This is a genomic window from Sabulicella flocculans (assembly GCF_045449635.1).
Taxonomy (GTDB): domain Bacteria; phylum Pseudomonadota; class Alphaproteobacteria; order Acetobacterales; family Acetobacteraceae; genus Roseococcus.
In genome coordinates this window covers 1-22,226 of record NZ_JBJJBR010000022.1, presented here as the reverse complement: position 1 = coordinate 22,226, position 22,226 = coordinate 1, and the positions used below count along the sequence as shown (strand labels likewise).

Genomic DNA, 22,226 nt, shown 5'->3' with positions numbered 1-22,226 from the left:
CTCAGCCCGCGGGGCCGAGCATCTGGTCGGGGCGCACCCAGCGGTCGAACTCCTCGCCGGTGCACACGCCCAGGGTGATGGCGGCGACGCGCAGCGTCAGGTCCTCGTGCAGGGCCTTCTTGGCCACCGCCACCGCCTTGTCGTAGCCCAGGTGGGGGTTCAGCGCCGTGGCCAGCATCAGCGACTTCGCCAGGTTGTCGGCGATGCGGCCCAGGTTGGGCTCCAGCTTGTCCACCATGTGGCGGGCGAAGGACTCCGCGGCGTCGGCCAGCAGCAGCGCCGATTGCAGCACGGCCTGGATGATGACCGGCTTGAAGGTGTTCAGCTGCAGGTGGCCGTGGCTGTTGGCCACGGTGACGGTGGTGTGGTTGCCCATCACCTGGGCGCAGGCCATGGCCAGCGCCTCGCTCTGCGTCGGGTTGGTCTTGCCGGGCATGATGCTGCTGGACAGCCCGTCCTCCGGGATCACCAGCTCGGACAGGCCGGCGCGCGGGCCGGAGCCCAGCAGGCGGATGTCGTTGGCCACCTTCATCAGGCTGGTGGCCAGCACGTTCAGCGCGCCGTGCAGCTCCAGCAGGGCGTCGTGGCTGGCCATGCCCTCGGCCTTGTCCTCGTTGGGCGCGAAGGGCAGGCCGGTGCGCTGGGCCGCCACCTCGCAGAACACGCGGTCGAAGTCGGGGTGGCGGTTCAGGCCGGTGCCGGCGGCGGTGCCGCCCTGCGGCAGGCGCAGCAGCCGCGGCATGGCGGCGTCCAGCCGGTCCTGGCCCAGGCGCACCTGCCGCGCCCAGGTGGCGAACTCGCCGCCCAGCGTCACCGGCACCGCGTCCATCAGGTGGGTGCGGCCCAGCTTCACCACGCCGGCCCACTGCTCGGCCCGGGCGGCCAGGGCGGCCCCCAGCACGTCCAGCGCCGGCTTCAGGCGGTGCGCCACCGCCTGGGCGGCCGCCAGGTGCATCACGGTGGGGAAGCTGTCGTTGGAGGACTGGCCGCGGTTGACGTGGTCGTTCGGGTGCACCGGGTTCCGCGAGCCCAGCGGGTGGCCGAGGATCTGGTTGGCGCGGTTGGCGATGACCTCGTTGGCGTTCATGTTGGTCTGGGTGCCGGAGCCGGTCTGCCACACCGGCAGGGGGAAGTCGGCGTCGCGCTCGCCGCGGATGATCTCCTCCGCCGCCTGGCGGATGGGGTCGGCCAGGTGCTGCGGCAACTCGCCCAGGCGGCAATTCGCCTCGGCGGCGGCCCATTTCTGCTGGCCCAGGGCGCGCAGCAGCAGGGGCGGGAAGCGCTCGGCGCCGATGGCGAAGAGGCGCCGCGCGCGCTCCGTCTGCGGGCCCCAGAGGCGCTCCGCCGGGACCTCGATGGTGCCGAGGCTGTCGGTTTCTGTGCGGGTGGTCATGGCCCCACCCTAACGCAGCGCGCGGCCTATCGGGCGACCGAGCCGGCGGCGAGGCCGGGCCCGCCGCCCGGGCTGCCGGCGGCGCCGGTGCCGCCAGGGCTGGCGCCGAAGCGGCCGATGTTGCCGAACAGCGCCTGCAGCAGGGTGCGCTCGTTGCCCGGGGTCGGCGTCTCGCGGCTCACGAAGTCCACCCGCGGCATCTCGGCCTGGCCGATGCGGCGCACCGCGGCGACGGTGCCGGAGGGGGCGAAGTCCACCACCACCACCTGCTGGTCGCGCACCGCCAGCGTGCGGGCCGGGCGCTGCTGGGTGCGGCTGCTGATGTAGTACCAGGAATCGTCGCTGAACGTCCCGGAATGGGAGGGCGAGCCGAGCAGCGCCTGCACGTCCTGCCGCGTGGAGACGTTGGGGGTGATCTGCGCCAGCGTCTCCTCCGGCACGGCGTGGCCGCGCGGGATGACGGGGGTGGTGAAGACGTCGCGCGGCCGCTCGGGCAGGGGCGGCAGGTAGGCGCATCCGGCGAGCGCGGCCCCGGCGGACAGGCAGGCGAGGATGTTGACGAGGTGGGGTGCGCGGGCCATCTGCGCGTTCCTAACGACACACCGGCCGGGCGGTCAATCGCGCGGCCCGACGCCAGGGTCTCCATGGGCCTCGCCTCACTGTTCCGCCGCAAGCCCTTCGAACGGACCGGCTTCCTCCTCTATGGCCGGGCCGTGGCCGCGGCACGGGAGCCCGCGCCCTTCGCCGAGTGGGGCGTGCCCGACACCCCGGCCGGCCGGTTCGAGATGGTGTGCCTGCACGCCGCCCTGCTGATCCGCCGCCTGCGCGCCGAGCGCACGGCGGAGGGCGACGCGCTGGCCCAGGCCGCCTTCGACGCCATGTTCAGCGACATGGACCTGAACCTGCGCGAGATGGGCATCGGCGACCTGTCCGTGGGCAAGAAGGTGCGCAACCTGTGGGAAGGCTTCCACGGCCGCGCCGAGGCCTATGGCGCGGCGCTGGAGGCGGGCGACGCCGCCGCCCTGGCCGGGGCGCTGGCGCGCAACGTCTGGGCTGGGGGCGCGCCGCCGCCAGGCGGGGCCGAGGCGCTGGCCGCCCGCGCCCTGGCCGCCGCCCAGGCCCTGGCGGGCCAGGGGCTGGAGCAGTTCAAGGCCGGGGAGGCGCGCTTCGCATGACCGAATGGACCCACCCCGTGGTGCTGGCCAACATCCCCGCCGGCGGGCAGCGCCTGCGGCTGGCGGCGCCGGAGGCCGCGCTGCCGGCCATCGCCGCCCGGCTGGGCCTGCCCGCCGTCGCCGCCCTGTCGGCCGAGGTGGCGCTGTCGCCCGGCCGCGGCGGGCGGGTGGAGGCGCGCGGCACCCTGCGCGCCCGGGTGACGCAGGAATGCGTCGTCACCCTGGCCCCCCTGCCGGCCGAGGTGGCGGAGGAGATCGCCTGGCGCCTGCTGCCCCCCGGCGAGGAGCCGAGCGACGGCGACGACGACCCGGACGACATCCCCAGCGACGAGGCCGGCGTGGTGGACCTGGGCGAGGAGCTGGTGCAGCAGCTTTCCCTCGCGCTGGACCCCTATCCGCGCGCGCCGGGCGCCGAGATCCCGCCCGAGCATGCGGGCGGCGCGCATGGCCCCTTCGCGGCGCTGGCAAGGCTCAAGCGCGAGTAGCCGGTTGCCGCGCCCGCGCGGGGGTGCTATCCGCCCCGCTCCCTGCCGGGGGCGCGCGCCTGCGGTGGAATCCGCTTGGGCTTCCGCCCGCCCGAACCGAACGAGTTGAAAGGCAGCCGACCATGGCCGTCCCCAAGAAGAAGTCCTCCCCCTCCCGCATCGGCATGCGCCGCTCGCACCACGCGCTGGAGAAGGTGACGGGCATGGAGTGCTCCAACTGCGGCGAGCTGAAGCGCCCGCACCACGTCTGCGCTTCCTGCGGCCACTACGACGGCAAGGAGGTCGTCGCGGCCGATGCGGTGAAGGGCGTCGTCCGCCTCTGACGGCGATGGGTCGGCGGGGGGTCTGCGCGCCTTGGACATGACGGCCCCTGCCGAAGCCAACCGGCACCGGTTCTCCCTGGCGGTGGACGCCATGGGCGGCGACCGCGCGCCGGAATCGGTGCTGGACGGGCTGGCCCTGGCCGCCGAGCGGCACCCGGGCGCCTCCATCCTGCTGGTGGGCGACGAGGCGCGGCTGCGGCCGCTGCTGGACGCCCGGCCGGCGGCCGCGCGCCTGTGCACCCTGCGCCACGCGCCCGACGCCATCCCCGGCGACATGAAGCCCACCCAGGCGCTGCGGCTGCGCAACTCCTCCATGCGCATGGCCATCGACGCCGTCGCGCAGGGCGAGGCCTCGGCCGTCGTCTCGGCCGGCAACACCGGGGCGCTGATGGCGCTGGCCAAGATCGTCATCAAGACCATGCCGGAGATCTCCCGCCCGGCGCTGGCCGCCATCACCCCCTCGGCGCGCGGCGACGTGGTGATGCTGGACCTGGGCGCGAACGTGGCGTGCGACGCGCGCAACCTGGTGGAGTTCGCCATCATGGGCGACGCCTTCGCCCGCGCCGTGCTCGGCCTGCCCGCCCCCACCCTGGGCCTGCTCAACGTCGGCTCGGAGGAGCTGAAGGGCGACGACCGGGTGAAGGAGGCCGCCGAGGTGCTGAAGCTGCAGCCCGGCCTGGCCTTCCACGGCTTCGTCGAGGGGCACGACATCGCCGCCGGCACGGTGGACGTGGTGGTGACCGACGGCTTCACCGGCAACGTCGCGCTCAAGACCGGCGAGGGCGCGCTGAAGCTGATGCGCGACCTGCTGCGCCAGGTGTTCACCAGCAGCATCCCCGCCCGCGCCGGCTACCTGCTGGCCCGCCCGGCGCTGGACCGCCTGCGCGAGTGGATGGACCCGCGCCGCTACAACGGCGCCATCCTGCTGGGGCTGAACGGCGTCGTCGTGAAGTCGCACGGCGGGACGGACGCCACCGGCTTCGCCCATGCCGTGGACGTGGCGATGGACATGGTCACCCACGGCTTCACCCACACCATCCGCGACGGCCTGGCCCGCCTGGCCGAGGCGCGCGTGGCCACGGACTGAACGCGCCCATGCTGCGATCCCGCATCCTCGGCTGCGGCGCCGCCCTGCCGGCGCAGGCGCTCTCCAACGACGAGCTGGCCGCGCGCTTCGGCCTCGACACCACCGACGAGTGGATCCGCGAGCGCTCGGGCATCACCCGCCGCCACCTGGCCGGGCCGGGCGACACCGCCACCAGCCTGGGCGCCGCCGCGGCGCGCGAGGCGCTGGCCCGCGCCGGGCTGGAGGCCGCTGAGGTGGACGCCGTGATCGTCGCCACCGCCACGCCCGACAGCGCCTTCCCGGCCACCGCCGTGCGCATCCAGGCGGAACTCGGCATGGCGCGCGGCTTCGGCTTCGACGTCTCGGCCGCCTGCACCGGATTCGTCTACGCCCTGTCCATCGCCGACGCGCTGCTGCGCGGCGGCAACGCCCGCACCGTGCTGGTGATCGGCACCGAGGTGTACTCGCGCATCCTCGACTGGACCGACCGCGCTTCCTGCGTGCTGTTCGGCGACGGCGCGGGGGCGGTGGTGCTGCGCGCCGAGGAAGGCGAGCGCGGCGTCCTGTCCACCCACCTGCACGCCGATGGCCGCCACGCCGGCATCCTGCACGTGGAGGGCACCACCGGCCCGCTGCGCATGGCCGGGCGCGAGGTGTTCAAGCACGCCGTCACCAAGCTGGCCGCCGTGGTGGAGGAGGCGTTGGCCGCCAACGGCCTGGGGCGCGGCGACGTGCAGTGGCTGGTGCCGCACCAGGCCAACATCCGCATCATCGAGGCGATGGGCCGCAAGCTGGGCCTGCCGGCGGAGCGCGTGGTGGTGACGGTGGACCGCCACGCCAACACCTCCGCCGCCTCCATCCCGCTGGCCCTGGCCGAGGCGGTGAACGACGGCCGCATCCAGCCCGGCGACCTGGTGCTGCTGGAGGCCATCGGCGGCGGGCTGACCTGGGGCGCGGCGCTGCTGCGGTTCTGAGGGGCCCGGGAGGGGCGCTTGGAGCATCTGGAGGCGCTGGTGGTCGGGGCCGGGCCGGCCGGGCTGATGGCGGCGGAAGCGCTGGCCGGGGCCGGGTGGCGCGTGGTGGTGTGCGACGCCATGCCCTCGCCGGCGCGCAAGTTCCTCATGGCCGGGCGCGGCGGGCTGAACCTGACCCACGCCACCCCGATGCCGCGCTTCCTGGACGCCTACGGCGCCGCCGCCGCGCCCCTGCGCCCCTTCCTGGAAGCCTTCGGCCCGGAGGAGGTGCGCGCTTGGTGCGAGGGGCTGGGGCAGGAAAGCTTCACCGGCTCCTCTGGCCGGGTCTTCCCGCGCGCCATGAAGGCCTCGCCGCTGCTGCGCGCCTGGCTGGCGCGGCTGGCCGGGCTGGGGGTGGAACTGCGCCCGCGCCACCGCTGGCTGGGCTGGGAGGGCGCGGCTCTGCGCTTCGCCACCCCGGCGGGCGAGAGGCTGCTGGCGCCGCGCGCCACCGTGCTGGCCTGCGGCGGCGCCTCCTGGCCGCGGCTGGGCTCGGACGGCGCCTGGGCGGGCTGGGTGGGCGGCACCGCGCCGTTCCGGCCGGCCAACATGGGCGTGCGCGTGGCCTGGAGCGAGCCCTTCCGCACCCGCTTCGCCGGCACGCCGCTGAAGCGGGTGCGCCTGCGCGCCCCGGGCTTCGACGCGATGGGCGAAGCGATGGTGACCGCCGCCGGGCTGGAGGGCGGGCTGGTCTACGCCGCCTCCGCCCGCCTGCGCGACGCCGCGCCGCTGACCGTCACGCTGGACCTGCGGCCGGACCTGGACCGCGCGGCGCTGGCGCGCCGGCTGGGCGGGGCCGGGCTGTCGCTGGCCAACCGGCTGCGCCGCGCCGGACTGCCGCCGGTCGCCGCCGCCCTGGTGCGCGAGGCCGCGGCGCCGCGCGACGACCTCCCGGCCTTGCTGAAGGCGCTGCCGCTGCGGGTGGAGGGGGTGATGGGGCTGGAGCGCGCCATCTCCTCCGCCGGCGGGCTGCACTGGGCGGAGGTGGACGCGGCGCTGATGCTACGCGCCCGCCCCGGCACCTTCGCCGCCGGCGAGATGCTGGACTGGGAGGCGCCGACCGGCGGCTGGCTGCTCACCGCCTGCCTGGCGACCGGCCGCGCCGCGGGGCTTGCGGCGGCGCGCCGGCTGGCCGCACCCTCCGGGGATGGCTGACCTTCCCCTGCTCTGGGCCGAGCGCACCGCCGCCGAGGTGCGGCAGGCCGCCGCCGCCGACGCGCTGCTGATCCTGCCCGTCGCCTCCCTGGAGCAGCACGGGCCGCACCTGATGACCGGCACGGACATCGCCCTGGCCGGGGCGGTGGCGCTGGAGGTGGCGCGGCGGCTGGAGGGGCGCGGCTGCCCGGCACTGGTGCTGCCCACGGTCTGGACCGGGCTGGCCGAGCACCACATGGCCTTCGGCGGCACCGTCACGCTGGACAGCGGCGTGTTCCTGGCCCTGCTGCGCGGCATCGTCGCCTCGGCGGCGCGGGGCGGCTTCCGGCGGGTGCTGCTGCTGAACGGGCATGGCGGCAACAGCGAGGCCATCGGCACCGCCGCCACCGAATTGGCGGTGGAACTGGGCCTGCACGTCGCCGGCTGCACCTACTGGCAGATGGTGCCGGAGGCCATCGCGCCGCTGCTGGAGCGGCAGGACACGCTGATGCACGCCTGCGAGGCCGAGACCAGCCTGGTCTGGCACCTGGCGCCGCAGGGCGTGCGGCCGGAACGGCTGGCGGAGGCGCATGGGCCGATGAGCACGCGCGGCCCCGGCCACCCGCCCGGGCTGCTGATGCGCCGCAGCTTCCGGGAAGCGACGGCGAGCGGCGTGATCGGCGATGCCCGCCTCGCCGGCCCGGAGAAGGGCGCGGCGCTGCTGGCGGCGGTGGCGGAGGCGATGGCGGGGGTGCTGGCGAACCCTGCCCTGTGGGATCAGCGGCGCGCGGAGGCCTGAGCCACCTGCATCCGCCGCGCCGGCTGGGCCTGGCGGGCGGCGGTGGCGGGGCGGGTGTTGCGCGCCTGCTGCGGCCGGGCGGCGTCGCGGCGCGTGGTGTAGGAGACGGGACGCACCATGTCCTCCACCGCGGCGTAGGCGGTGGCGGGGCGGTTGTGGATGAAGCCGTGCGTCGGGTACTCGCGCCCGTAGGTGCTGCCATCCCAGCCCACCTGCACGCGCACCCGCGTCCAGGAATTGTCGTCGGAGACGTCGATCACGTTGATGCCGCGCATCACCGTGCCCCGGCGGATGCCGGGCCCGCCCCAGTTGGCGTGGTCGATCTCGATCATGCGGGCGTGCACGATGCGCGACACCACGGCGACGTGGCCGGACGCCATGCCACCCGAGCCGGGGAAGGACAGGATGGAGCCGGTCTCCGGCCGCTGGCCGCGGGCGTAGCGGCCGGCGGCGTTGTGCCACCAGTCCCGCCCGTTGCCCGAGATCGCCATGCCGGTGATGGAGCGCGCATAGGGCACGCAGGAGATGCCGCCGGCGAAGGAACGCTGCACGGCGGGACGCAACCCGGGCCGCATCGCGGCGTTGGAGCGGACGGAGGCGCTGCGCGCGTCCTGCCGGCTGTCGCTCCGCGCCGCCTGCGCCTGCGGCGCGGGCATTAGGGTGGCAAAGCCAAGGCACATGGTCATCAGCGCAGCCGGAAGCCGCATCCGGTATCCCTCCTGGAAACTCGCGCCAGGAGGGCCCCCCCCGACTGGCGTGCCCGGAGTAAGCCCAGAGGGTTGGAGCCGGGCAATGCGGGAAACCGACACAAGCCGCAATATGGCGTGATTCGACGAGGCGACCCTCATGGGAGGCTCTGTATCAGGAAGATCATCCTGTGATCTGCCTCACACGCAGCCGATGCCACAGTGTTGCGGCAGGAATGTCACATGCGATAGTGACAAGTCGGGAATGTCAGGGGTGCATGCGAATCACGAAAAAGGCGCCCGGCCGGGAAGCCGAAGCGCCTGATTCTGCGTAACTTTACTTACGGATGGTTAGCGGCAGGCGGTGACCATGATCTCCACCAGGTGGCGGGGGTCGGCCATGTTGGCCTGCACGCAGGCGCGCGCCGGGCGGCCGTGCTCGCCCAGCCATTCCACCCACACCTTGTTCATGGCGTCGCGGTCGCGGATGTCCTTCAGCCAGATCTGCGCCTGCATCAGGCGCGTCTTGTCCGTGCCGAAATGCTCCAGCGCCTCGTCCAGCTTGGCGATGACCTGGCGCGTCTGGCCGGTGACGTCCTGGCTGAGGTCGTCGGCGGTCATGCCGGCGGTGAAGACGAAGTTGTGGTACTCGACGGCGCCCGAAAGGATCGGGTTCTCGTTGAAGCGGGTGATCTTGCCCATGAACGGGGCCTCCGTGCGGGTTGCGGGGTCGGGATAGCGGAAATTCAGCGGACGCGGCAGACGCTGCGCGAGGACGCGGCCCAGATCATCGCCTCGAACACGGCGACACCGTGGATGGCCTCTTCCACCGGCAGGGGATAGGCCGGGCCGCCGGCCACCGCGGCGGCGAAGGCCTCCAGCTCGGCGCGCTCGATGTCCACCGGCTCGAAGGCGCGGGTGGCGGGCTCGCCCTCCAGGGTGGCCACCGTCAGGTGCTCGTGCCCGTGCAGCGCCGCCCAGCCCCCGGAGCCGAACAGCGCCACCCGCCAGAAGCGCGGGGCGGCGGCCAGGGTGGCGAAGCCCACGGTGGGGCCGGATTCCAGCGTGGCCAGCATGGCCGTGGTGTCGTCGATGGTGCCTTCCAGCACGGCGGCCTGGCTGACCACCCGCACGTCGCGGAAGCGCCCGGCCAAGTGGATGATCATGTCCACCATGTGGATGCCCATGCCGCCCATGCCGCCCAGGGGCGATTCGGCGCGGTCGGCGCGCCAGAAGCCGGGCTTGTAGGCGAAGCCGCCGGGGCCGCTGAACTGGCCTTCCACGTGCAGCAGCGTGCCCAGCGCGCCGGTGTCCAGCAGGCGCTTCATCTCGGCCACGGCGGGCAGGAAGCGGCGGTTGTGGCCCAGGGCCAGCACCACCCCGGCCCGGCGGCAGGCATCCACCGCGGCCTCGGCGTCCGCCCGGCTCAGGGTGAAGGGCTTCTCCACGAACACATGCTTGCCGGCGCGGGCGGCGGCGATGACCTGCCCCGCGTGCTGGGCGTGCGGCGTGGCCAGCGCCACCGCCTGCACGCGCGGGTCGGCCAGCGCGGCGTCCAGGTCGGGCAGCACCTCGATGCCCTGCCGGGCCGCCCATTCCCGCGCCTTGTCCGGCGAGCGGGTGGCGCCGGCCACGAAGCGCAGGCCGGCGCCGTTGCGGCCCTGCACGCTGTCCACCAGCTTCCGCCCCCAGGCGCCCATCCCGACGATCGCGCAGCCCAGCATCAGTTCCCCTCCAGGTGCGCCGCCCATCGCCGGAGTCGCAGGGCGGCGACGGCGGCGACCATGAGGGCCAGGGCCACCGCCAGCAAGGTGGGCAGGCGCATGCCCCAGGCCTCGCCCGCCATGCCCAGCACCAGCGCGCCCAGCGCCGGGCAGGCGCGGGTGATGAGGCCCCACAGCGACAGGGTGCGCCCGCGCATCCTGGTCAGCGCCGCCGACTGCGCCAGCGTCTGCACCGAGATGCCGTGGATGGAGGCGCAGGCGCCGAACACCGCGGCGCAGAGCACGGCGAAGGGGAACCAGCCGGTGGCGACGAAGCCGCCGATGGCCACCGCCTGCGCCGCCACCCCCGCCACCGCCAGCGCGGTGACGCCGGCCAGCCGCCCGCGCGAGGCCACCCACAGCCCGCCGCACAGCGCCCCGGCGCCGATGGCCGCCGTCAGCACCGCCAGCCCGGGCGCGCCCTGGCCGAACAGGCGCTCCACGTAGGGCGGCAGGATCTCCTGCACGCCGCGCAGCAGCACGGCGGTGACGCCGGCGAACAGGAACAGCGGGCCGATGCCCGGGTGGCGCGCGGCGTAGCGGATGCCGTCCCAGGTCTCGGACAGCAGGGAGGCCTCGGGCGCGTGGCCGCGGCGGTGCTCCTCGGCCGGGCGCAGCAGCGGCATGGTGGCGCAGGCCAGCACGTAGGCCAGGGCGTTGGCGGCGATGGCCGGCACCACGCCGAAGCCGGCGATCAGCGGCCCGGCCAGCCCTGGGCCCAGGAAGCGCGCCACGTTGAAGGTGAGCGAGTTGCACGCCACCGCCGCCGGCAGGTCGGCGCGCGGCACCAGCCCGGGCATCAGCGCCTGCCGCGCCGGCTGCACGAAGGAGGCGGCGATGCCGCCCAGCACCTCCAGCGCCAGCAGCGGGCCGATGGAGATCCAGCCCGCCGCCGTCAGGGCGGCGATGGCGGCGGCCTGGGCGGCGATGGCGGCCTGGCCCCACATGGTCAGGCGCACGCGGTCCACCCGGTCGGCCACCGCGCCGGCGATGGGCGAGAACACCACGGCCGGCGCCAGGTCGCAGAAGGCGACCATGCCGACCCAGAAGGCGCTGCCCGTCAGCTCCCAGGCCAGCCAGGCCACCGCGATGCGGTGCATCCACAGCCCGGTCCAGGCGGTGAGCGAGGCGCCGAAGAACACGCGCGCGTCGCGGTGCGACAGCGCGCGGGCCAGCGCCCCCTGGACGGCCAGCTCAGCGGCCCCGGCGGGTGGGGGCGGCGGGCACCGTCTCCACGGCCGGGGCGGCCGCGGCGGCGGGCTGGGCGCCCTGCATCCGGCTGCGGGTGTTGTCGCGCACGCAGTCGTCGATCATGCGCTGCTGCGAGAAGGCGCGGCCCATGCGGTCCTGCGGGGCGCGCTGGGTGAAGGGCGTGGCCTCGGCGCCCAGCCGGGCGTCGCGCTCGTCCTCGCGGATGAGCTGGGAGCGGTCCTGGCGGCGGAGGATGTCCGTCACCTGCTCGCGGCAGGCGGCCACCACGGCGGGGTTGGTGTCCGGCGCGCCGGGGCGCGGCTGGATCAGGGGCTCCGTGCGGGGCGCGCAGGCGGCGAGGGCGAGAAGCGGAAGCAGGAGCAGGCGCACGGGGTCATCCTCGGGAGGGCAATCTCCCGCCCAGCATGCCACGGAGCGCGGCCTCCGCGAACCGCCCCTCGGCGTCCAGCGGCGCCTGGCCGGCGGCGGCCAGCAGGGCGGGGTGGAACTCGGCTCCCGCCGGGCCCAGGGTGAACAGGCCGCGCAGCCAGGGCAGGCGGCCCATCGCCTCCACCAGCGCCAGCAGGCGCAGCGTCACCGCCCAGCCGGCCAGGGTGTCGAGCCCGACGTGGCGGGCCATCGCCTCCGTCCAGCAGGCGGCGTCGGGGTCGGTCAGCGCCAGGGGGGCGCCGCCGCGCGGCTCCAGCCAGCGCGGCGGGCCCCACAGGCCGCGGTCCGCCGCCTCGCGCGCGGCTTCCCACGCCGCCTCCAGCGCCTGGGGCGGGACGGGGGGCAGGGCGGGCAGGGCCACCGGCAGGGCGTGCCGCAGGGCGCCGCCCGGCAGGGGCTGGGCTTCGATCATCCGCCGGGGCAGATGGCCCCGCCGGCCCCTGGTTCCCAGCGCCGATGCCGCATGGTTAGGCTGCGCCGATGACCGGGCTGCACCTGTTGACCGCCACCGAAACCCTGGCGCGCCTCGCCGCCGGCACCCTGCGCGCCGCGGAGGTGGCCGAGGCGCTGGACGCCCAGGTGCGCGCGCGCGAGGGCGAGGTCCGCGCCTTCGCCTGGCGCGAGGGGCCGCCCGCGCCGGGGCGCGACGGCCCGCTGGCCGGGCTGCACCTGGGCGTGAAGGACGTGCTGGACACGGCGGACATGCCCTCGCAGTACGGCTCGCCCATCTGGGCCGGGCACCGGCCGCGGGCGGACGCCGCCTGCGTGGCGCTGGCCCGGCGCGCCGGGCTGGCGGTGGCCGGCAAGACGGTGACCACCGAGTTCGCCACCCGCCACCCGGGGCCGACGGCCAACCCGTGGAACCCGCTGCACACGCCCGGCGGCTCCTCCTCCGGGTCGGCGGCCGGCGTGGCGGCGGGGTTCTTCCACCTGGCCTTCGCCACGCAGACGGCGGGCTCCATCATCCGCCCGGCCGCCTATTGCGGGGTGCACGGGTTCAAGCCCTCCTTCGGCACGCTGCACCGGGCGGGCATGAAGGTGATGAGCGAATCGCTGGACACCATCGGCCTGCTGGCGCGCTCGCTGGACGACATCGCCCTGGCGATGCGCGCCCTGGCCGGCTGGGACGACGCCCCGCCCTCGCGCCGGCCCGGCCGCGCGCCGCGGCTGGCGCTGGTGACCGGGCCGGACGACGCCGCCATGGCGCCGGAGACGGCGGCCTTGATGCAGCGCGCCGCCGAGGCCTGCCGCCGCGCCGGCGGCACGGTGGAGGCGCTGGCCCTGCCGGCCGGCTGCCGCGCCGCCTTCGACGCCCAGCCCCACGTGATGAACCGCGAGGCCGCCGACGCCCTGGCCTGGGAATGGGACCACGCCCGCGCCCAGCTCAGCCCCGTGCTGCGGGAAAGCCTGGACGCCGCGCTGGCCCGGCCCCCGGCGGCGCTGGAGCAGGGGCGCCATGCCTTCGCCGCCGCCCGGGCCGCGCTGGGCGCGGTGCTGGAGGGCTTCGACGCCATCCTCACCCCCGCCGCGCCGGGCGAGGCGCCGGAAGGGCTGGGCTGGACGGGCGACCCGGTGTTCAACAAGCTGTGGACCGCGCTGCACTGGCCCTGCGCCGTGGTGCCGGCAGGGCGCGGACCGAAGGGATTGCCCCTGGGGCTGCAGGTGGTCGCGCGGCGCGACGCCGCCTGCCTGGCCTGGGCGGCCTGGGTGGAGGCGGCTGTGGCATGATCATCATCGCGGGTGGCGGCATCGGGGGGCTGGCGGCGGCGCTGTCGCTGCAGGCGGCGGGCATCCCCTGCCGGGTGCTGGAGGGGGTGGACGAGATCCGCCCGCTGGGCGTGGGCATCAACCTGCTGCCCCACGCGGTGCGCGAGCTGACGGAACTCGGCCTGGCCGAGCGCCTGGCCGGCATCGGCGTGGCGACGGCGGAGCTGCGCTACGTCTCGGCGCATGGGCAGTTGATCTGGGCCGAGCCGCGCGGCATGGCGGCGGGCTACCGCTGGCCGCAGTATTCCGTCCATCGCGGCCTGCTGCAGATGATGCTGCTGGAGGTGGCGCGCGAGCGCGGCATCCCGGTGGAGTGCGGCCGCCGCGTCACCGGCTTCGCGCAGGACGCCGAGGGGGTGATCGTGCAGGCCGAGGGCGGCGCGCTGCGCGGCACGGCGCTGGTGGGCGCGGACGGCATCCATTCCGCCATCCGCCGCCACTTCGCCCCCGGCGAGGGCGCGCCGTCCTGGCAGGGCGCCATCCTGTGGCGCGGCACCACCGTGGCCGCGCCCTTCCTCGGCGGGCGGACCATGGTGCAGGCCGGCCACCACGACCAGAAGTTCGTCTGCTACCCGATCCGCCACCTGCCGGACGGCACGGTGCTGACCAACTGGATCGCCGAGATGAAGGTGGACACCTCCGCCGGCTTCGCGCGGGAGGACTGGAACCGCGAGGCCGACCGCGGGAAGTTCCTGCCGCACTACGAATCCTGGGACTGGGGCTGGCTGGACGTGCCCGGCCTGATCCGCCGCGGCGACAAGGTGCTGGAATACCCCATGGTGGACCGCGACCCGCTGCCCCGCTGGACCGAGGGCCGGGTGACCCTGCTGGGGGACGCCGCGCACCCGATGTACCCCATCGGCTCCAACGGCGCCTCGCAGGCGGTGCTGGACGCCCGGCTGCTGGCGCGCGAGCTGGCGCGCCACCCGCGGGTGGAGGACGGGCTGGCCGCCTACGAGGCCGCCCGCCGCCCGCCCACGGCGCAGCTGTGCCTGGCGAACCGCGAGCTGGGCCCCGACCTGGTGCTGGAGGAGGTGCACCGCCGCGCCCCCGGCGGCTTCACCGACCTGGAATCCGTGATCTCGCGCGAGGAGCTGGAGGGGGTGGCGGCCAACTACAAGAAGCTGGCCGGCTTCGACCCCGCCGCCCTGAACGCCCGCGAATCCTGGAGCGTGCCGGCGTGAGGTGCGCCGTCATCGGCCTGGGCAGCATGGGCGGCGGCGCGGCCGCCAGCGCGTTGCGGGCGGGGCTGGAGGTGACGGGCGTCGACCCCAGCGAGCGCGCGCGCCTCGCCTTCGGCAACCGCGCGGTGGCGCGCGGGGCGGACCTGGAGGCCGGGCAGGACGCCGTGCTGGTGCTGACGGTGAACGCGGCCCAGGCCCGCACCGCCCTGTTCGGCGCGGAGGGCGCGGCGCCGCGGATGGCGCCCGGCGGCGTGCTGGTGGTCAGCGCCACCATGGCGCCGGCCGAGGCGAAGGCGCTGGCGGCCGAGGCCGCGGCGCAGGGCCTCCTCTACCTCGACGCGCCGGTTTCCGGCGGCGCGGTGGCGGCGCGCGAGGGGCGGATGACGGTGATGGCCAGCGGCAGCGACGCCGCCTTCGCCGCCGCGAAGCCGCTGCTGGAGGCGGTGGCCGGCAAGGTGTGGCGCGTGGGTGCGGCGCCGGGGCAGGGCGCGGCGATGAAGGTGGTGCACCAGCTGCTGGCCGGGGTGCACATCGCCGCCGCCGCCGAGGCGATGGCGCTGGGCATCCGCGCCGGGCTGGCGCCGCAGATGGTCCACGACGTCGTCACCAGCGCGGCGGGCAATTCCTGGATGTTCGCCAACCGCGTGCCGCACATCCTGGCTGGCGACGACACCCCGCTCTCAGCCGGGGACATTTTCGTGAAGGACCTCGGGCTGGTGGAGGCGATGGCGCGCGAGGCCAGCCTGCCGGTGCCGCTGGCCGCGCAGGCCTTGCAGCTGTTCGTGGCGCAGCGCGGGCTGGGCCATGGCGGACGCGACGACGCCTTCGTGATCCGCGTGTGGCAGCGCTTCGCCGGCTTCGCCTTGCCAGGGGAAATCGCCGCGAACGATGGGTGAACAAACCCCTTGCGTTCAGTCTTCGTTCACGATTAGATCGCCTCATGGACGACGACCTGCGCATCCCGCCGAAGCCGCTGCGGATCACGCTCCAGGCATCCCCCAGGCTGGCCTCCTGGCAGGGGCTGCCGCTGGCGGCGGGGATGGGGCTGACGCTGGGCCTGCTTTGCGCCGGGCTGCTGGCCTGACGTCGTTTCGGAAGGGTCCGGCCACCGCGGCGTTCCTTCCGGGCACCGGCGGATGGCGGGCCTTACCAGCCTCGGCCGGCGGCTGGTCCGTCAGGTGAGGTCCACCATCACCGGCGCGTGGTCCGAGGGGGTGTCCTCGCTGCGGGCCAGCGTGTCCACCGTGCCGGCCACCAGGCGCTCGGCCAGCTCGGCCGAAAGCAGGGCGTGGTCGATGCGCAGGCCGCGGTTCTGCTCGAAGGCGGCGCCGTAGTCCCAGTAGGTGAAGGGGGCGTCCTGCGGGTGCAGGGCGCGCAGCGCGTCGGTCAGCCCCAGGTGCTCCAGCGCGCGGAAGCGGGCGCGGCTGCCGGGGTGCACCAGCGCGTCGGCCGGCCCCAGGGCGCCGGGCGCCAGGTCGGCGGCGGTGGGGCAGACGTTGAAGTCGCCCAGGATGGCCAGCGGCTCGAAATGGTCCAGCCGGGCGGCGGCCCATTCGCGCAGCCGCTCCATCCAGCGCCACTTGTAGTGCAGCCCGGCCTCGCCGCCGCTGTTGCCGTTGGGCAGGTAGATGCCGGCCAGGGTGAGGCCGGCGAGCCGCGCGGCCAGGAAGCGGGCGTGGTCGTCCTCCGCCTCGCCCGGCAGCGACTCGGCGATCACCTCGAAGGGGTGGCGGGACAGCAGGGCGACGCCGTTGCGCCCGCCCGGCTGGCCGACGACGTGCAGCTTCCAGCCCGCGGCCTCGAACTCCAGGCGGGGGAACTCCTCCGTGCGGCATTTCAACTCCTGCAGCACCACGGCGTCGGGCGCGTGGCGCTCCAGGAAGCGCAGCAGGTGCGGCGCGCGGCGGCGCGCGGAGTTCACGTTGAAGCTGGCGAGGCGCAAGGTCAGGCCACGGCGAAGCTGGTGCCGCAGCCGCAGCCGCTGACCGCCTGCGGGTTCACCACCTTGAAGTGCGCGCCCATCAGGCTGTCGTGCCAGTCCAGCACCGCCCCGCCGAGGAAATCCAGCGAGACGCTGTCCACCAGCACCCTGGCCGGTCCCTGCGCCACCACCAGGTCGTCGGCCTCCGGCGCCTCGGCCAGGTCGAAGCCGTATTGCAGGCCCGAGCAGCCGCCGGCCGAGACGGACAGGCGCAGCAGCGGCGCGCGGCCCTGGCGGGCGGCGATGGCGGCGATCTCCTCCGCCGCGCGGGGCGTGACGGCGAAGGCGGGGATGGCGGCGGCGTCCATGCCTGCCAATCTAGGGGCGATGGACCAGGATTTCCACACGGCCGCCAAAGCCCCCTGGGCGGTGCAGGCCAGCCGCGGCCGCCTGCACCCCGAGGCCGAGGACCCCGCGCGCACCCCCTGGCAGCGCGACCGCGACCGCATCATCCATTCCCGCGCCTTCCGCCGCCTGCAGTACAAGACGCAGGTCTTCGTGTTCCACGAGGGCGACCACTTCCGCACCCGCCTGACCCATTCCATCGAGGTGGCGCAGATCGCGCGCTCGCTGGCGCGGATGCTGCGGCTGGACGAGGACCTGGCCGAGGCGCTGGCCCTGGCGCACGACCTGGGCCACCCCCCCTTCGGCCATGCGGGGGAGGAGGCGCTGAACGCCTGCATGCGCCCGCATGGCGGCTTCGACCACAACGCCCAGAGCCTGAAGCAGGTGACCGCGCTTGAGCGCCGCTACGCCGGCTTCGACGGGCTGAACCTGAGCTGGGAGACGCTGGAGGGCCTGGCCAAGCACAACGGCCCCGTGCGCCGCCCCCAGGGCTGGATCGCCGAGTACGACGCCCGGCACGGGCTGGAACTGGGCAGCCACGCCAGCGCCGAGGCCCAGGTGGCCGCCCTGGCCGACGACATCGCCTACAACAACCACGACCTGGAGGACGGGCTGCGCGCCGGCTTCTTCACGCTGGAGGAGGCCGCCGCGCTGCCCCTGTGCGGCGAGGCGCTGGAGCGCGCCCGCCGCGCCAACCCCGGCCTGCCCGAGGACCGCGCGGCGCCGGAGGTGGTGCGCCGCGTCATCGCCGCCATGATCGCCGACGTGGCGGCCGAGGCGCGGGCGCGCATCGCCGCCCTGGCGCCGGCCGATGCCGCGTCCATCCGCGCCGCCGCCGCCCCGGTGGTGGCGTTCAGCCCGCGCATGGCCGCGCTGAACGAGGAGACGCGCGCCTTCCTGCGCGAGCGCATGTACCGCCACTTCCGCGTCAACCGCTCCATGGGCAAGAGCAAGCGCGCCCTGCAGGTGCTGTTCCAGCTGCTGCACGGCGCGCCGCAGATGCTGCCGGACCGCTGGCGGCAGGAGGCGGGCGAGGCCGGCACCCCGCACGCCGCGCGGGTGGTGTGCGACTACCTGGCCGGCATGACCGACCGCTTCGCGCTGGAGGAGTACCGGCGCCTGACCGACCCGCACGTGGGCGGGTGAGGCGATGCCCCGGGGATGCGCGCGCCGGCGGGCGATGCGCGCCGGTGGCCGCCGCGCGGCGGCGGGCGGGGGAAGGCTTGCGCGCCGGGCTCACCGGAAGTCGCGCGTCGGCACCCGCAGCGTGCGCACGTCCGGCCCCGATCCGGTCCGCGCCTCGTCGCCGCGGCCGTGCGGCAGGGTGAAGGCGCCCAGCCCGCCGACGGCGTCCAGCAGCGGCGTCAGGTCGCTCAGGTGCTCGGCGATGAGGTGGGTGACGCCGTTCTCGGACTGCACCCGCCCGCGCACCGCGACCATGCCGGCCGACAGGATCAGCGGGCGCTGCCGCTCGAACAGCTTCGGCCAGACGATGACGTTGGCGATGCCCGTCTCGTCCTCCATCGTCAGGAACATCACGCCCTTGGCGCTGCCGGGCTTCTGGCGCACCAGCACCAGCCCCGCGGCGGTGACGCGCCGCCCGTCGCGGGTGCGCGGGAGGTCGGCGCAGGGGATGGCGCCCATCGCCGCCAGGTCGGTGCGCAGGAAGGCCAGCGGGTGCCTGCGCAGGGACAGGCCCAGGCTGCGGTAGTCGGCCACCACCTCGCCGCCCTCGGGCAGCGGCGGCAGCGCCGCGGCGGGTTCCGTGGCCTCGGGCTGGGGATGGTTCCAACTGCGGTCGGCCGCCGCGAACAGGGGCAGCGCGGCCCGCATGCCGCGCACCGTCCACAGCGCGTCCCGGCGCCCCAGGCCCAGGGCGGCGAAGGCATCCGCCGCGGCCAGCGCCTCCAGGGCCTGGTCGCCGATGCCGCTCCGCCGCTGCACCTCCTCGACGGAGCGATAGGGAAAGACGCCGCGCGCCATCGCCACGGCCTGCCCATCCGCCGCCCCCAGCCCCTTGGCCAGGCGCAGGCCCAGCCGCACGGCGGCGCCTTCCATCGTGCAGTCCCATCCGCTGGCGTTCACGCATGGCGGCCGGACCTCCACCCCGTGCTCCTTCGCGTCGCGCACCAATTGCGCGGGGGCGTAGAAGCCCATGGGCTGGGAGTTCAGCAGGGCGCACAGGAAGGCGTCCGGGTGGTGGCGCTTCACCCAGCACGAGGCGTAGGCGATCAGCGCGAAGCTTGCGGCGTGGCTTTCGGGGAAGCCGTAGGAGCCGAAGCCCTCGATCTGGCTGAAGGTCTTCTCCGCGAAGTCGCGCGCGTAGCCGCGGGCCACCATGCCGCCCACCAGCTTGTCCTTGAAGACGCTGACGCCGCCGGTCAGCTTGAAGGTGGCCATGGCGCGGCGCAGCTGGTCGGCCTCGCCCGGGGTGAAGCCGGCGCAGGCGATGGCGACCTGCATCGCCTGCTCCTGGAACAGCGGCACGCCCAGCGTCTTGCCCAGCACGCGCTCCAGCTCCGGCGTGGGGAAGGTGACGGGCTCCAGCCCCTCGCGGCGGCGCAGGTAGGGGTGGACCATGTCGCCCTGGATGGGGCCGGGGCGCACCACCGCCACCTGGATCACCAGGTCGTAGAAGGTGCGCGGCTTGTGGCGCGGCAGCATGGCCATCTGCGCCCGGCTTTCCACCTGGAAGGTGCCGACCGTGTCGGCCTGCTGGATCATGGCGTAGGTGAGGGGGTCCTCGGCCGGGATGGAGGCGAGGTCCAGCTTCAGGCCCTTGTGCGCGGCCAGCAGGTCGAAGGCGCGGCGCAGGCAGCCCAGCATCCCCAGCCCCAGCACGTCCACCTTCATGAAGCCCAGCGTGTCGGCGTCGTCCTTGTCCCATTCGATCACCTGGCGGCCGGCCATCGCCGCCGGGCGCAGCGGCACCAGGGCGTCCAGCCGGTGCTTCGCGAGCACGAAGCCGCCGGGGTGGGTGCCGAGCTGGCGGGGAAAGCCGACCAGCTCCTTCGCCAGTTCCAGCGTCAGGCGCAGGCGGCGGTCTTCGGCGTTGAGGTTCAGCGCCGCCACGTGCTCCTCGCCCACATCCTCGCCGCCCCAGCCCCAGACCTGGGCGGCCAGCGCGCCGGTCACGTCCTCCGGCAGGCCCAGCGCCTTGCCGACGTCGCGCACCGCGCCGCGGGGCCGGTAGCGCATGACGGTGGCGCACAGCGCCGCGCGCTCGCGCCCGTAATGGGAGTACACCCACTGGATCACCTCCTCGCGCCGCTCGTGCTCGAAATCCACGTCGATGTCCGGCGGCTCGCGCCGCTCGGCGGAAACGAAGCGCTCGAACAGCAGGCCGGAGCGCACGGGGTCGATCGAGGTGATGCCCAGCACGTAGCAGACGGCGGAATTGGCCGCCGAGCCGCGCCCCTGGCACAGGATGCCCATGTCGCGCGCCCGGCGCACGATGGTGTTCACCGTGAGGAAATAAGGCGCGTAGTCCAGCGAGGCGATCAGCGCGAGTTCGTGCCGCAGCTGCGCCGCCACGTCCTCGGGCACGCCGTGGGGGTAGCGCAGCCTCGCCCCGGCCCAGGTCAGGCGCTCCAGGGCCTGTTGCGCCGTCTCGCCCGGCCGTTCCGTCTCGTCGGGGTACTGGTAGCGCAGCTCGCCCAGGTCGAAGCGGCACATCCGCGCCACCTCCGCCGCGCGCGCCACCGCCTCCGGATGGCGGCGCAGCAGGCGGGCGGCCTCGGCGGGCGCGCGCAGGTGGCGGTCGGCCTCGCGGTGCAGGCGAAGGCCCGCGGCGTCCACCGTGCAGCCCTCGCGGATGCAGGTCAGCACGTCCTGCAGGATGCGGCGCCCCGGCACGTGGTGCAGCACGTCGCCGGTGGCCAGCGTCGCCACGCGCGCGGCGCGGGCGGCGGCGGCCAGGGCGTGCAGGCGCGCGGCGTTGCCGGGCTGGCGGCGCGCGGTCAGCACCAGGTGGGCGCGGTCGCGGAAGCTGTCGCGGCCGCGCGCCAGCGCCTCGTGCAGGTCGCGGGCGGTTTCCGGCAGCAGGGCGGCCACCATGCCTTCGGCCTGCGCCGCCACGTCCTCCCAGCCCAGGTCGAAGTCGCGGTGCCCGCCGCGCGAGCGCGCCAGCGACAGCAGGCGCGTCAGCCGCGACCAGGCGGGCAGGTCGGTGGGGTACAGCAGCAGGGCGGTGCCGCAGCGCAGCTCCACCCGGCAGCCGGGGATCAGCCGCACCCCGGTCTGCCGCGCCGCGTCCCAGGCCCGCACCAGCCCGGCCACCGTGTTCCAGTCGGTGATGGCCAGCGCGCCGATGCCCAGGGCGCGCGCGGCGGCGAACATCTCCCCCGGGTGGCTGGCGCCCCGCAGGAAGGAGAAGTTGGTGATGGCCTGGAGCTCGACGTCAGAACACGCCATGCAGGAACCACGACAGGTCGCCGGTCACCGCCTCCTCGCCGTCGCCGCGGCGGAACAGCCAGTAGCGGCGGCCCGCCTCGTCCTCCACCGCCCAGTAGTCGCGCAGGGCGCGCCATTCGGCGTCGCGCCGCCACCATTCGCCGGCGATGCGCTCCGGCCCGTCGGCGCGGTGGACGCGGCGGCGCACCCGGCGCCAGGTGAAGGCGGCCGGCGGGTGGTCGGGCAGGGCGGCGATGGCCTCGATGGGCTCGGGCGGGTGCAGCAGGCGCACCGGGCGCGGCGCGCCGATGGGCCAGGCGGCGCTGCCCGCCAGCGGCGGGGCGCGGCGCGCGGCGCGCTCGGGCACCCGGCTTTCCACCGGCCGCACGGCGAAGACCCGCGCCCCCTCGAAGCGCGCCGCCAGCCGGTCCACCAGGGCGGCGAGGTCGGGCTCCGCCGCCAGGGCGCCGCCCTGCTCCGGCGCCAGGGGCTCGGCCTGCACGTGCAGGCGCATGGCCTCGATGCCCCAGCCGGGCTCCAGCTGCTCCAGCCGGGCGCGCAGCATGGCCCCCAGGTGGTCGCGCCCGCGCGAGGGGCGGGCGGTGCCGATGCGGATGGCCTGCAGCGAGCCGTCCACGCGCTCGGCCAGCAGGTCCAGCCGGCGCGCGCCCAGGCCGCGCGCCTCCAGCGCCTCGCAGGCCAGGGCGACCAGCCGGTCCAGCGCGGTGCCCAGCGCCTCGGCGGTGAACAGGGGCTCGGCGAAGGCCAGGCGGGGCTGGATGGCCGCGGGCGGGGTCCAGGGCCGCACCGGCTCGGGCAGGCGGCCCAGGGCGCGGTCCAGCCGCAGCAGCGCCTCGGCCCCGAAGCGGCGCGCCAGCGGGCCGCGCGGCAGGGCCGCGAGGTCGCGCACCGTCTCCACCCCCAGGGCGCGCAGGGCCAGGGCGGTGCCGGGCGGGATGCCCAGCGCGGCGGCGGGCAGCGGGTCCAGGGCGGCGGCCTCCCCGCCCGGCGGCACCACGCCGTCCTTCCCGAAGCGCGCCACCGCCCGCGCCGCGCCGGGGGTGCCGGCCACGGCGGCG

Annotated in this window: 24 protein-coding genes; 12 read left to right on the top strand and 12 right to left on the bottom strand. The window is 75.5% G+C overall.

Features of this window, described 5'->3' with window-relative positions; genetic code table 11:
• Position 1: 1 nt before the first annotated feature.
• Both ACI6QG_RS16320 and ACI6QG_RS16315 read right to left on the bottom strand, forming a co-directional pair.
• Positions 2-1,393: a class II fumarate hydratase gene (locus ACI6QG_RS16320; protein WP_407025646.1), complete on the bottom strand. Its 1,392-nt coding sequence runs from the start codon at positions 1,391-1,393 to the stop codon at positions 2-4.
• Between the two features lie 26 nt (positions 1,394-1,419).
• On the bottom strand, positions 1,420-1,974 hold the full coding sequence (locus ACI6QG_RS16315; RefSeq protein ID WP_407025645.1) for an outer membrane protein assembly factor BamE: 555 nt from the start codon (positions 1,972-1,974) through the stop codon (positions 1,420-1,422).
• 63 nt (positions 1,975-2,037) lie between these two features.
• Here ACI6QG_RS16315 and ACI6QG_RS16310 point away from each other — a divergent pair, with 63 nt between their 5' ends.
• From ACI6QG_RS16310 to ACI6QG_RS16280, 7 genes are all read left to right on the top strand, one after another.
• The gene (locus ACI6QG_RS16310; RefSeq protein WP_407025644.1) at positions 2,038-2,568 is read left to right on the top strand and encodes a ubiquinol-cytochrome C chaperone family protein; all 531 of its coding nucleotides are present in this window, start codon (positions 2,038-2,040) and stop codon (positions 2,566-2,568) included.
• Positions 2,565-3,053 (top strand): YceD family protein, encoded by a 489-nt coding sequence (locus tag ACI6QG_RS16305; RefSeq protein ID WP_407025643.1) that lies wholly within the window; start codon positions 2,565-2,567, stop codon positions 3,051-3,053. Before ACI6QG_RS16310 ends, ACI6QG_RS16305 begins: the two co-directional genes overlap by 4 nt.
• A gap of 122 nt (positions 3,054-3,175) precedes the next feature.
• Positions 3,176-3,376, top strand: a complete 201-nt coding sequence (gene rpmF, locus ACI6QG_RS16300; RefSeq protein ID WP_407025642.1) for a 50S ribosomal protein L32 — start codon at positions 3,176-3,178, stop codon at positions 3,374-3,376.
• Between the two features lie 37 nt (positions 3,377-3,413).
• The gene (gene plsX / locus ACI6QG_RS16295) at positions 3,414-4,463 is read left to right on the top strand and encodes a phosphate acyltransferase PlsX (protein ID WP_407025641.1); all 1,050 of its coding nucleotides are present in this window, start codon (positions 3,414-3,416) and stop codon (positions 4,461-4,463) included.
• Between the two features lie 8 nt (positions 4,464-4,471).
• Entirely contained in the window at positions 4,472-5,416 is a 945-nt protein-coding gene (locus tag ACI6QG_RS16290; protein WP_407025640.1) for a beta-ketoacyl-ACP synthase III, read from the top strand.
• Between the two features lie 18 nt (positions 5,417-5,434).
• The gene (locus tag ACI6QG_RS16285; RefSeq protein WP_491630745.1) at positions 5,435-6,610 is read left to right on the top strand and encodes a BaiN/RdsA family NAD(P)/FAD-dependent oxidoreductase; all 1,176 of its coding nucleotides are present in this window, start codon (positions 5,435-5,437) and stop codon (positions 6,608-6,610) included.
• Positions 6,603-7,388, top strand: coding sequence for a creatininase family protein (locus tag ACI6QG_RS16280; protein WP_407025639.1), 786 nt, complete (start codon positions 6,603-6,605; stop codon positions 7,386-7,388). The genes ACI6QG_RS16285 and ACI6QG_RS16280 overlap by 8 nt, the downstream gene beginning before the upstream one ends.
• On the opposite strand, the gene ACI6QG_RS16275 is transcribed toward ACI6QG_RS16280, so the two are convergent.
• From ACI6QG_RS16275 to ACI6QG_RS16250, 6 genes are all read right to left on the bottom strand, one after another.
• Positions 7,367-8,044: a CHAP domain-containing protein gene (locus ACI6QG_RS16275; protein WP_407025638.1), complete on the bottom strand. Its 678-nt coding sequence runs from the start codon at positions 8,042-8,044 to the stop codon at positions 7,367-7,369. The genes ACI6QG_RS16280 and ACI6QG_RS16275 overlap by 22 nt on opposite strands.
• Before the next feature lie 381 nt (positions 8,045-8,425).
• Complete coding sequence (locus ACI6QG_RS16270) at positions 8,426-8,776, bottom strand: RidA family protein (RefSeq protein ID WP_407025637.1); 351 nt, start codon at positions 8,774-8,776, stop codon at positions 8,426-8,428.
• A 44-nt stretch (positions 8,777-8,820) separates the two neighbouring features.
• Positions 8,821-9,798: a Gfo/Idh/MocA family protein gene (locus ACI6QG_RS16265; RefSeq protein WP_407025636.1), complete on the bottom strand. Its 978-nt coding sequence runs from the start codon at positions 9,796-9,798 to the stop codon at positions 8,821-8,823.
• Positions 9,798-11,030 carry an MFS transporter gene (locus ACI6QG_RS16260; RefSeq protein ID WP_407025683.1) on the bottom strand — a complete coding sequence of 411 codons (1,233 nt, stop codon included), beginning with the start codon at positions 11,028-11,030 and terminating at the stop codon, positions 9,798-9,800. The genes ACI6QG_RS16265 and ACI6QG_RS16260 overlap by 1 nt, the downstream gene beginning before the upstream one ends.
• A 1-nt stretch (position 11,031) precedes the next feature.
• Entirely contained in the window at positions 11,032-11,418 is a 387-nt protein-coding gene (locus ACI6QG_RS16255; RefSeq protein WP_407025635.1) for a hypothetical protein, read from the bottom strand.
• Positions 11,419-11,422: 4 nt separating this feature from the next.
• Positions 11,423-11,890 carry a hypothetical protein gene (locus ACI6QG_RS16250; protein WP_407025634.1) on the bottom strand — a complete coding sequence of 156 codons (468 nt, stop codon included), beginning with the start codon at positions 11,888-11,890 and terminating at the stop codon, positions 11,423-11,425.
• A gap of 68 nt (positions 11,891-11,958) precedes the next feature.
• On the opposite strand from ACI6QG_RS16250, the gene ACI6QG_RS16245 reads away from it, so the two are divergent.
• From ACI6QG_RS16245 to ACI6QG_RS16230, 4 genes are read left to right on the top strand one after another with little or no spacing between them, the layout of a single operon-like run.
• The gene (locus ACI6QG_RS16245; protein ID WP_407025633.1) at positions 11,959-13,206 is read left to right on the top strand and encodes an amidase; all 1,248 of its coding nucleotides are present in this window, start codon (positions 11,959-11,961) and stop codon (positions 13,204-13,206) included.
• The gene (locus ACI6QG_RS16240) at positions 13,203-14,429 is read left to right on the top strand and encodes a flavin-dependent oxidoreductase (RefSeq protein ID WP_407025632.1); all 1,227 of its coding nucleotides are present in this window, start codon (positions 13,203-13,205) and stop codon (positions 14,427-14,429) included. The genes ACI6QG_RS16245 and ACI6QG_RS16240 overlap by 4 nt, the downstream gene beginning before the upstream one ends.
• The gene (ltnD, locus tag ACI6QG_RS16235; RefSeq protein WP_407025631.1) at positions 14,426-15,325 is read left to right on the top strand and encodes an L-threonate dehydrogenase; all 900 of its coding nucleotides are present in this window, start codon (positions 14,426-14,428) and stop codon (positions 15,323-15,325) included. The genes ACI6QG_RS16240 and ltnD overlap by 4 nt, the downstream gene beginning before the upstream one ends.
• Before the next feature lie 44 nt (positions 15,326-15,369).
• Positions 15,370-15,513 (top strand): hypothetical protein, encoded by a 144-nt coding sequence (locus tag ACI6QG_RS16230; protein ID WP_407025630.1) that lies wholly within the window; start codon positions 15,370-15,372, stop codon positions 15,511-15,513.
• A 90-nt stretch (positions 15,514-15,603) separates the two neighbouring features.
• On the opposite strand, the gene ACI6QG_RS16225 is transcribed toward ACI6QG_RS16230, so the two are convergent.
• Both ACI6QG_RS16225 and ACI6QG_RS16220 read right to left on the bottom strand, forming a co-directional pair.
• The gene (locus ACI6QG_RS16225) at positions 15,604-16,371 is read right to left on the bottom strand and encodes an exodeoxyribonuclease III (RefSeq protein WP_407025629.1); all 768 of its coding nucleotides are present in this window, start codon (positions 16,369-16,371) and stop codon (positions 15,604-15,606) included.
• 2 nt (positions 16,372-16,373) lie between these two features.
• Entirely contained in the window at positions 16,374-16,718 is a 345-nt protein-coding gene (locus ACI6QG_RS16220; RefSeq protein ID WP_407025628.1) for a HesB/IscA family protein, read from the bottom strand.
• Positions 16,719-16,737: 19 nt separating this feature from the next.
• Here ACI6QG_RS16220 and ACI6QG_RS16215 point away from each other — a divergent pair, with 19 nt between their 5' ends.
• On the top strand, positions 16,738-17,901 hold the full coding sequence (locus tag ACI6QG_RS16215; RefSeq protein WP_407025627.1) for a deoxyguanosinetriphosphate triphosphohydrolase: 1,164 nt from the start codon (positions 16,738-16,740) through the stop codon (positions 17,899-17,901).
• A gap of 90 nt (positions 17,902-17,991) precedes the next feature.
• Here the strand turns inward: ACI6QG_RS16215 and ACI6QG_RS16210 are convergent, their stop codons facing one another.
• Together ACI6QG_RS16210 and ACI6QG_RS16205 are read right to left on the bottom strand one after the other, a co-directional pair.
• The gene (locus tag ACI6QG_RS16210; RefSeq protein WP_407025626.1) at positions 17,992-21,168 is read right to left on the bottom strand and encodes an error-prone DNA polymerase; all 3,177 of its coding nucleotides are present in this window, start codon (positions 21,166-21,168) and stop codon (positions 17,992-17,994) included.
• Positions 21,155-22,226, bottom strand: a 1,072-nt coding sequence (locus ACI6QG_RS16205; protein ID WP_407025625.1) for a DNA polymerase Y family protein, incomplete at its 5' end; no start/stop codon positions are given. The genes ACI6QG_RS16205 and ACI6QG_RS16210, both read right to left, overlap by 14 nt.

What these genes read in the sequence shown, in the direction of transcription:
- ACI6QG_RS16320 (WP_407025646.1), bottom strand. Translation starts at nt 1,393, where the DNA reads ATGACCACCCGCACAGAAACCGACAGCCTCGGCACCATCGAGGTCCCG.
- ACI6QG_RS16315 (WP_407025645.1), bottom strand. Translation starts at nt 1,974, where the DNA reads ATGGCCCGCGCACCCCACCTCGTCAACATCCTCGCCTGCCTGTCCGCC.
- ACI6QG_RS16310 (WP_407025644.1), top strand. Translation starts at nt 2,038, where the DNA reads ATGGGCCTCGCCTCACTGTTCCGCCGCAAGCCCTTCGAACGGACCGGC.
- ACI6QG_RS16305 (WP_407025643.1), top strand. Translation starts at nt 2,565, where the DNA reads ATGACCGAATGGACCCACCCCGTGGTGCTGGCCAACATCCCCGCCGGC.
- rpmF (WP_407025642.1), top strand. Translation starts at nt 3,176, where the DNA reads ATGGCCGTCCCCAAGAAGAAGTCCTCCCCCTCCCGCATCGGCATGCGC.
- plsX (WP_407025641.1), top strand. Translation starts at nt 3,414, where the DNA reads ATGACGGCCCCTGCCGAAGCCAACCGGCACCGGTTCTCCCTGGCGGTG.
- ACI6QG_RS16290 (WP_407025640.1), top strand. Translation starts at nt 4,472, where the DNA reads ATGCTGCGATCCCGCATCCTCGGCTGCGGCGCCGCCCTGCCGGCGCAG.
- ACI6QG_RS16280 (WP_407025639.1), top strand. Translation starts at nt 6,603, where the DNA reads ATGGCTGACCTTCCCCTGCTCTGGGCCGAGCGCACCGCCGCCGAGGTG.
- ACI6QG_RS16275 (WP_407025638.1), bottom strand. Translation starts at nt 8,044, where the DNA reads ATGCCCGCGCCGCAGGCGCAGGCGGCGCGGAGCGACAGCCGGCAGGAC.
- ACI6QG_RS16270 (WP_407025637.1), bottom strand. Translation starts at nt 8,776, where the DNA reads ATGGGCAAGATCACCCGCTTCAACGAGAACCCGATCCTTTCGGGCGCC.
- ACI6QG_RS16265 (WP_407025636.1), bottom strand. Translation starts at nt 9,798, where the DNA reads ATGCTGGGCTGCGCGATCGTCGGGATGGGCGCCTGGGGGCGGAAGCTG.
- ACI6QG_RS16250 (WP_407025634.1), bottom strand. Translation starts at nt 11,890, where the DNA reads ATGATCGAAGCCCAGCCCCTGCCGGGCGGCGCCCTGCGGCACGCCCTG.
- ACI6QG_RS16245 (WP_407025633.1), top strand. Translation starts at nt 11,959, where the DNA reads ATGACCGGGCTGCACCTGTTGACCGCCACCGAAACCCTGGCGCGCCTC.
- ACI6QG_RS16240 (WP_407025632.1), top strand. Translation starts at nt 13,203, where the DNA reads ATGATCATCATCGCGGGTGGCGGCATCGGGGGGCTGGCGGCGGCGCTG.
- ACI6QG_RS16230 (WP_407025630.1), top strand. Translation starts at nt 15,370, where the DNA reads ATGGACGACGACCTGCGCATCCCGCCGAAGCCGCTGCGGATCACGCTC.
- ACI6QG_RS16220 (WP_407025628.1), bottom strand. Translation starts at nt 16,718, where the DNA reads ATGGACGCCGCCGCCATCCCCGCCTTCGCCGTCACGCCCCGCGCGGCG.
- ACI6QG_RS16215 (WP_407025627.1), top strand. Translation starts at nt 16,738, where the DNA reads ATGGACCAGGATTTCCACACGGCCGCCAAAGCCCCCTGGGCGGTGCAG.
- ACI6QG_RS16210 (WP_407025626.1), bottom strand. Translation starts at nt 21,168, where the DNA reads ATGGCGTGTTCTGACGTCGAGCTCCAGGCCATCACCAACTTCTCCTTC.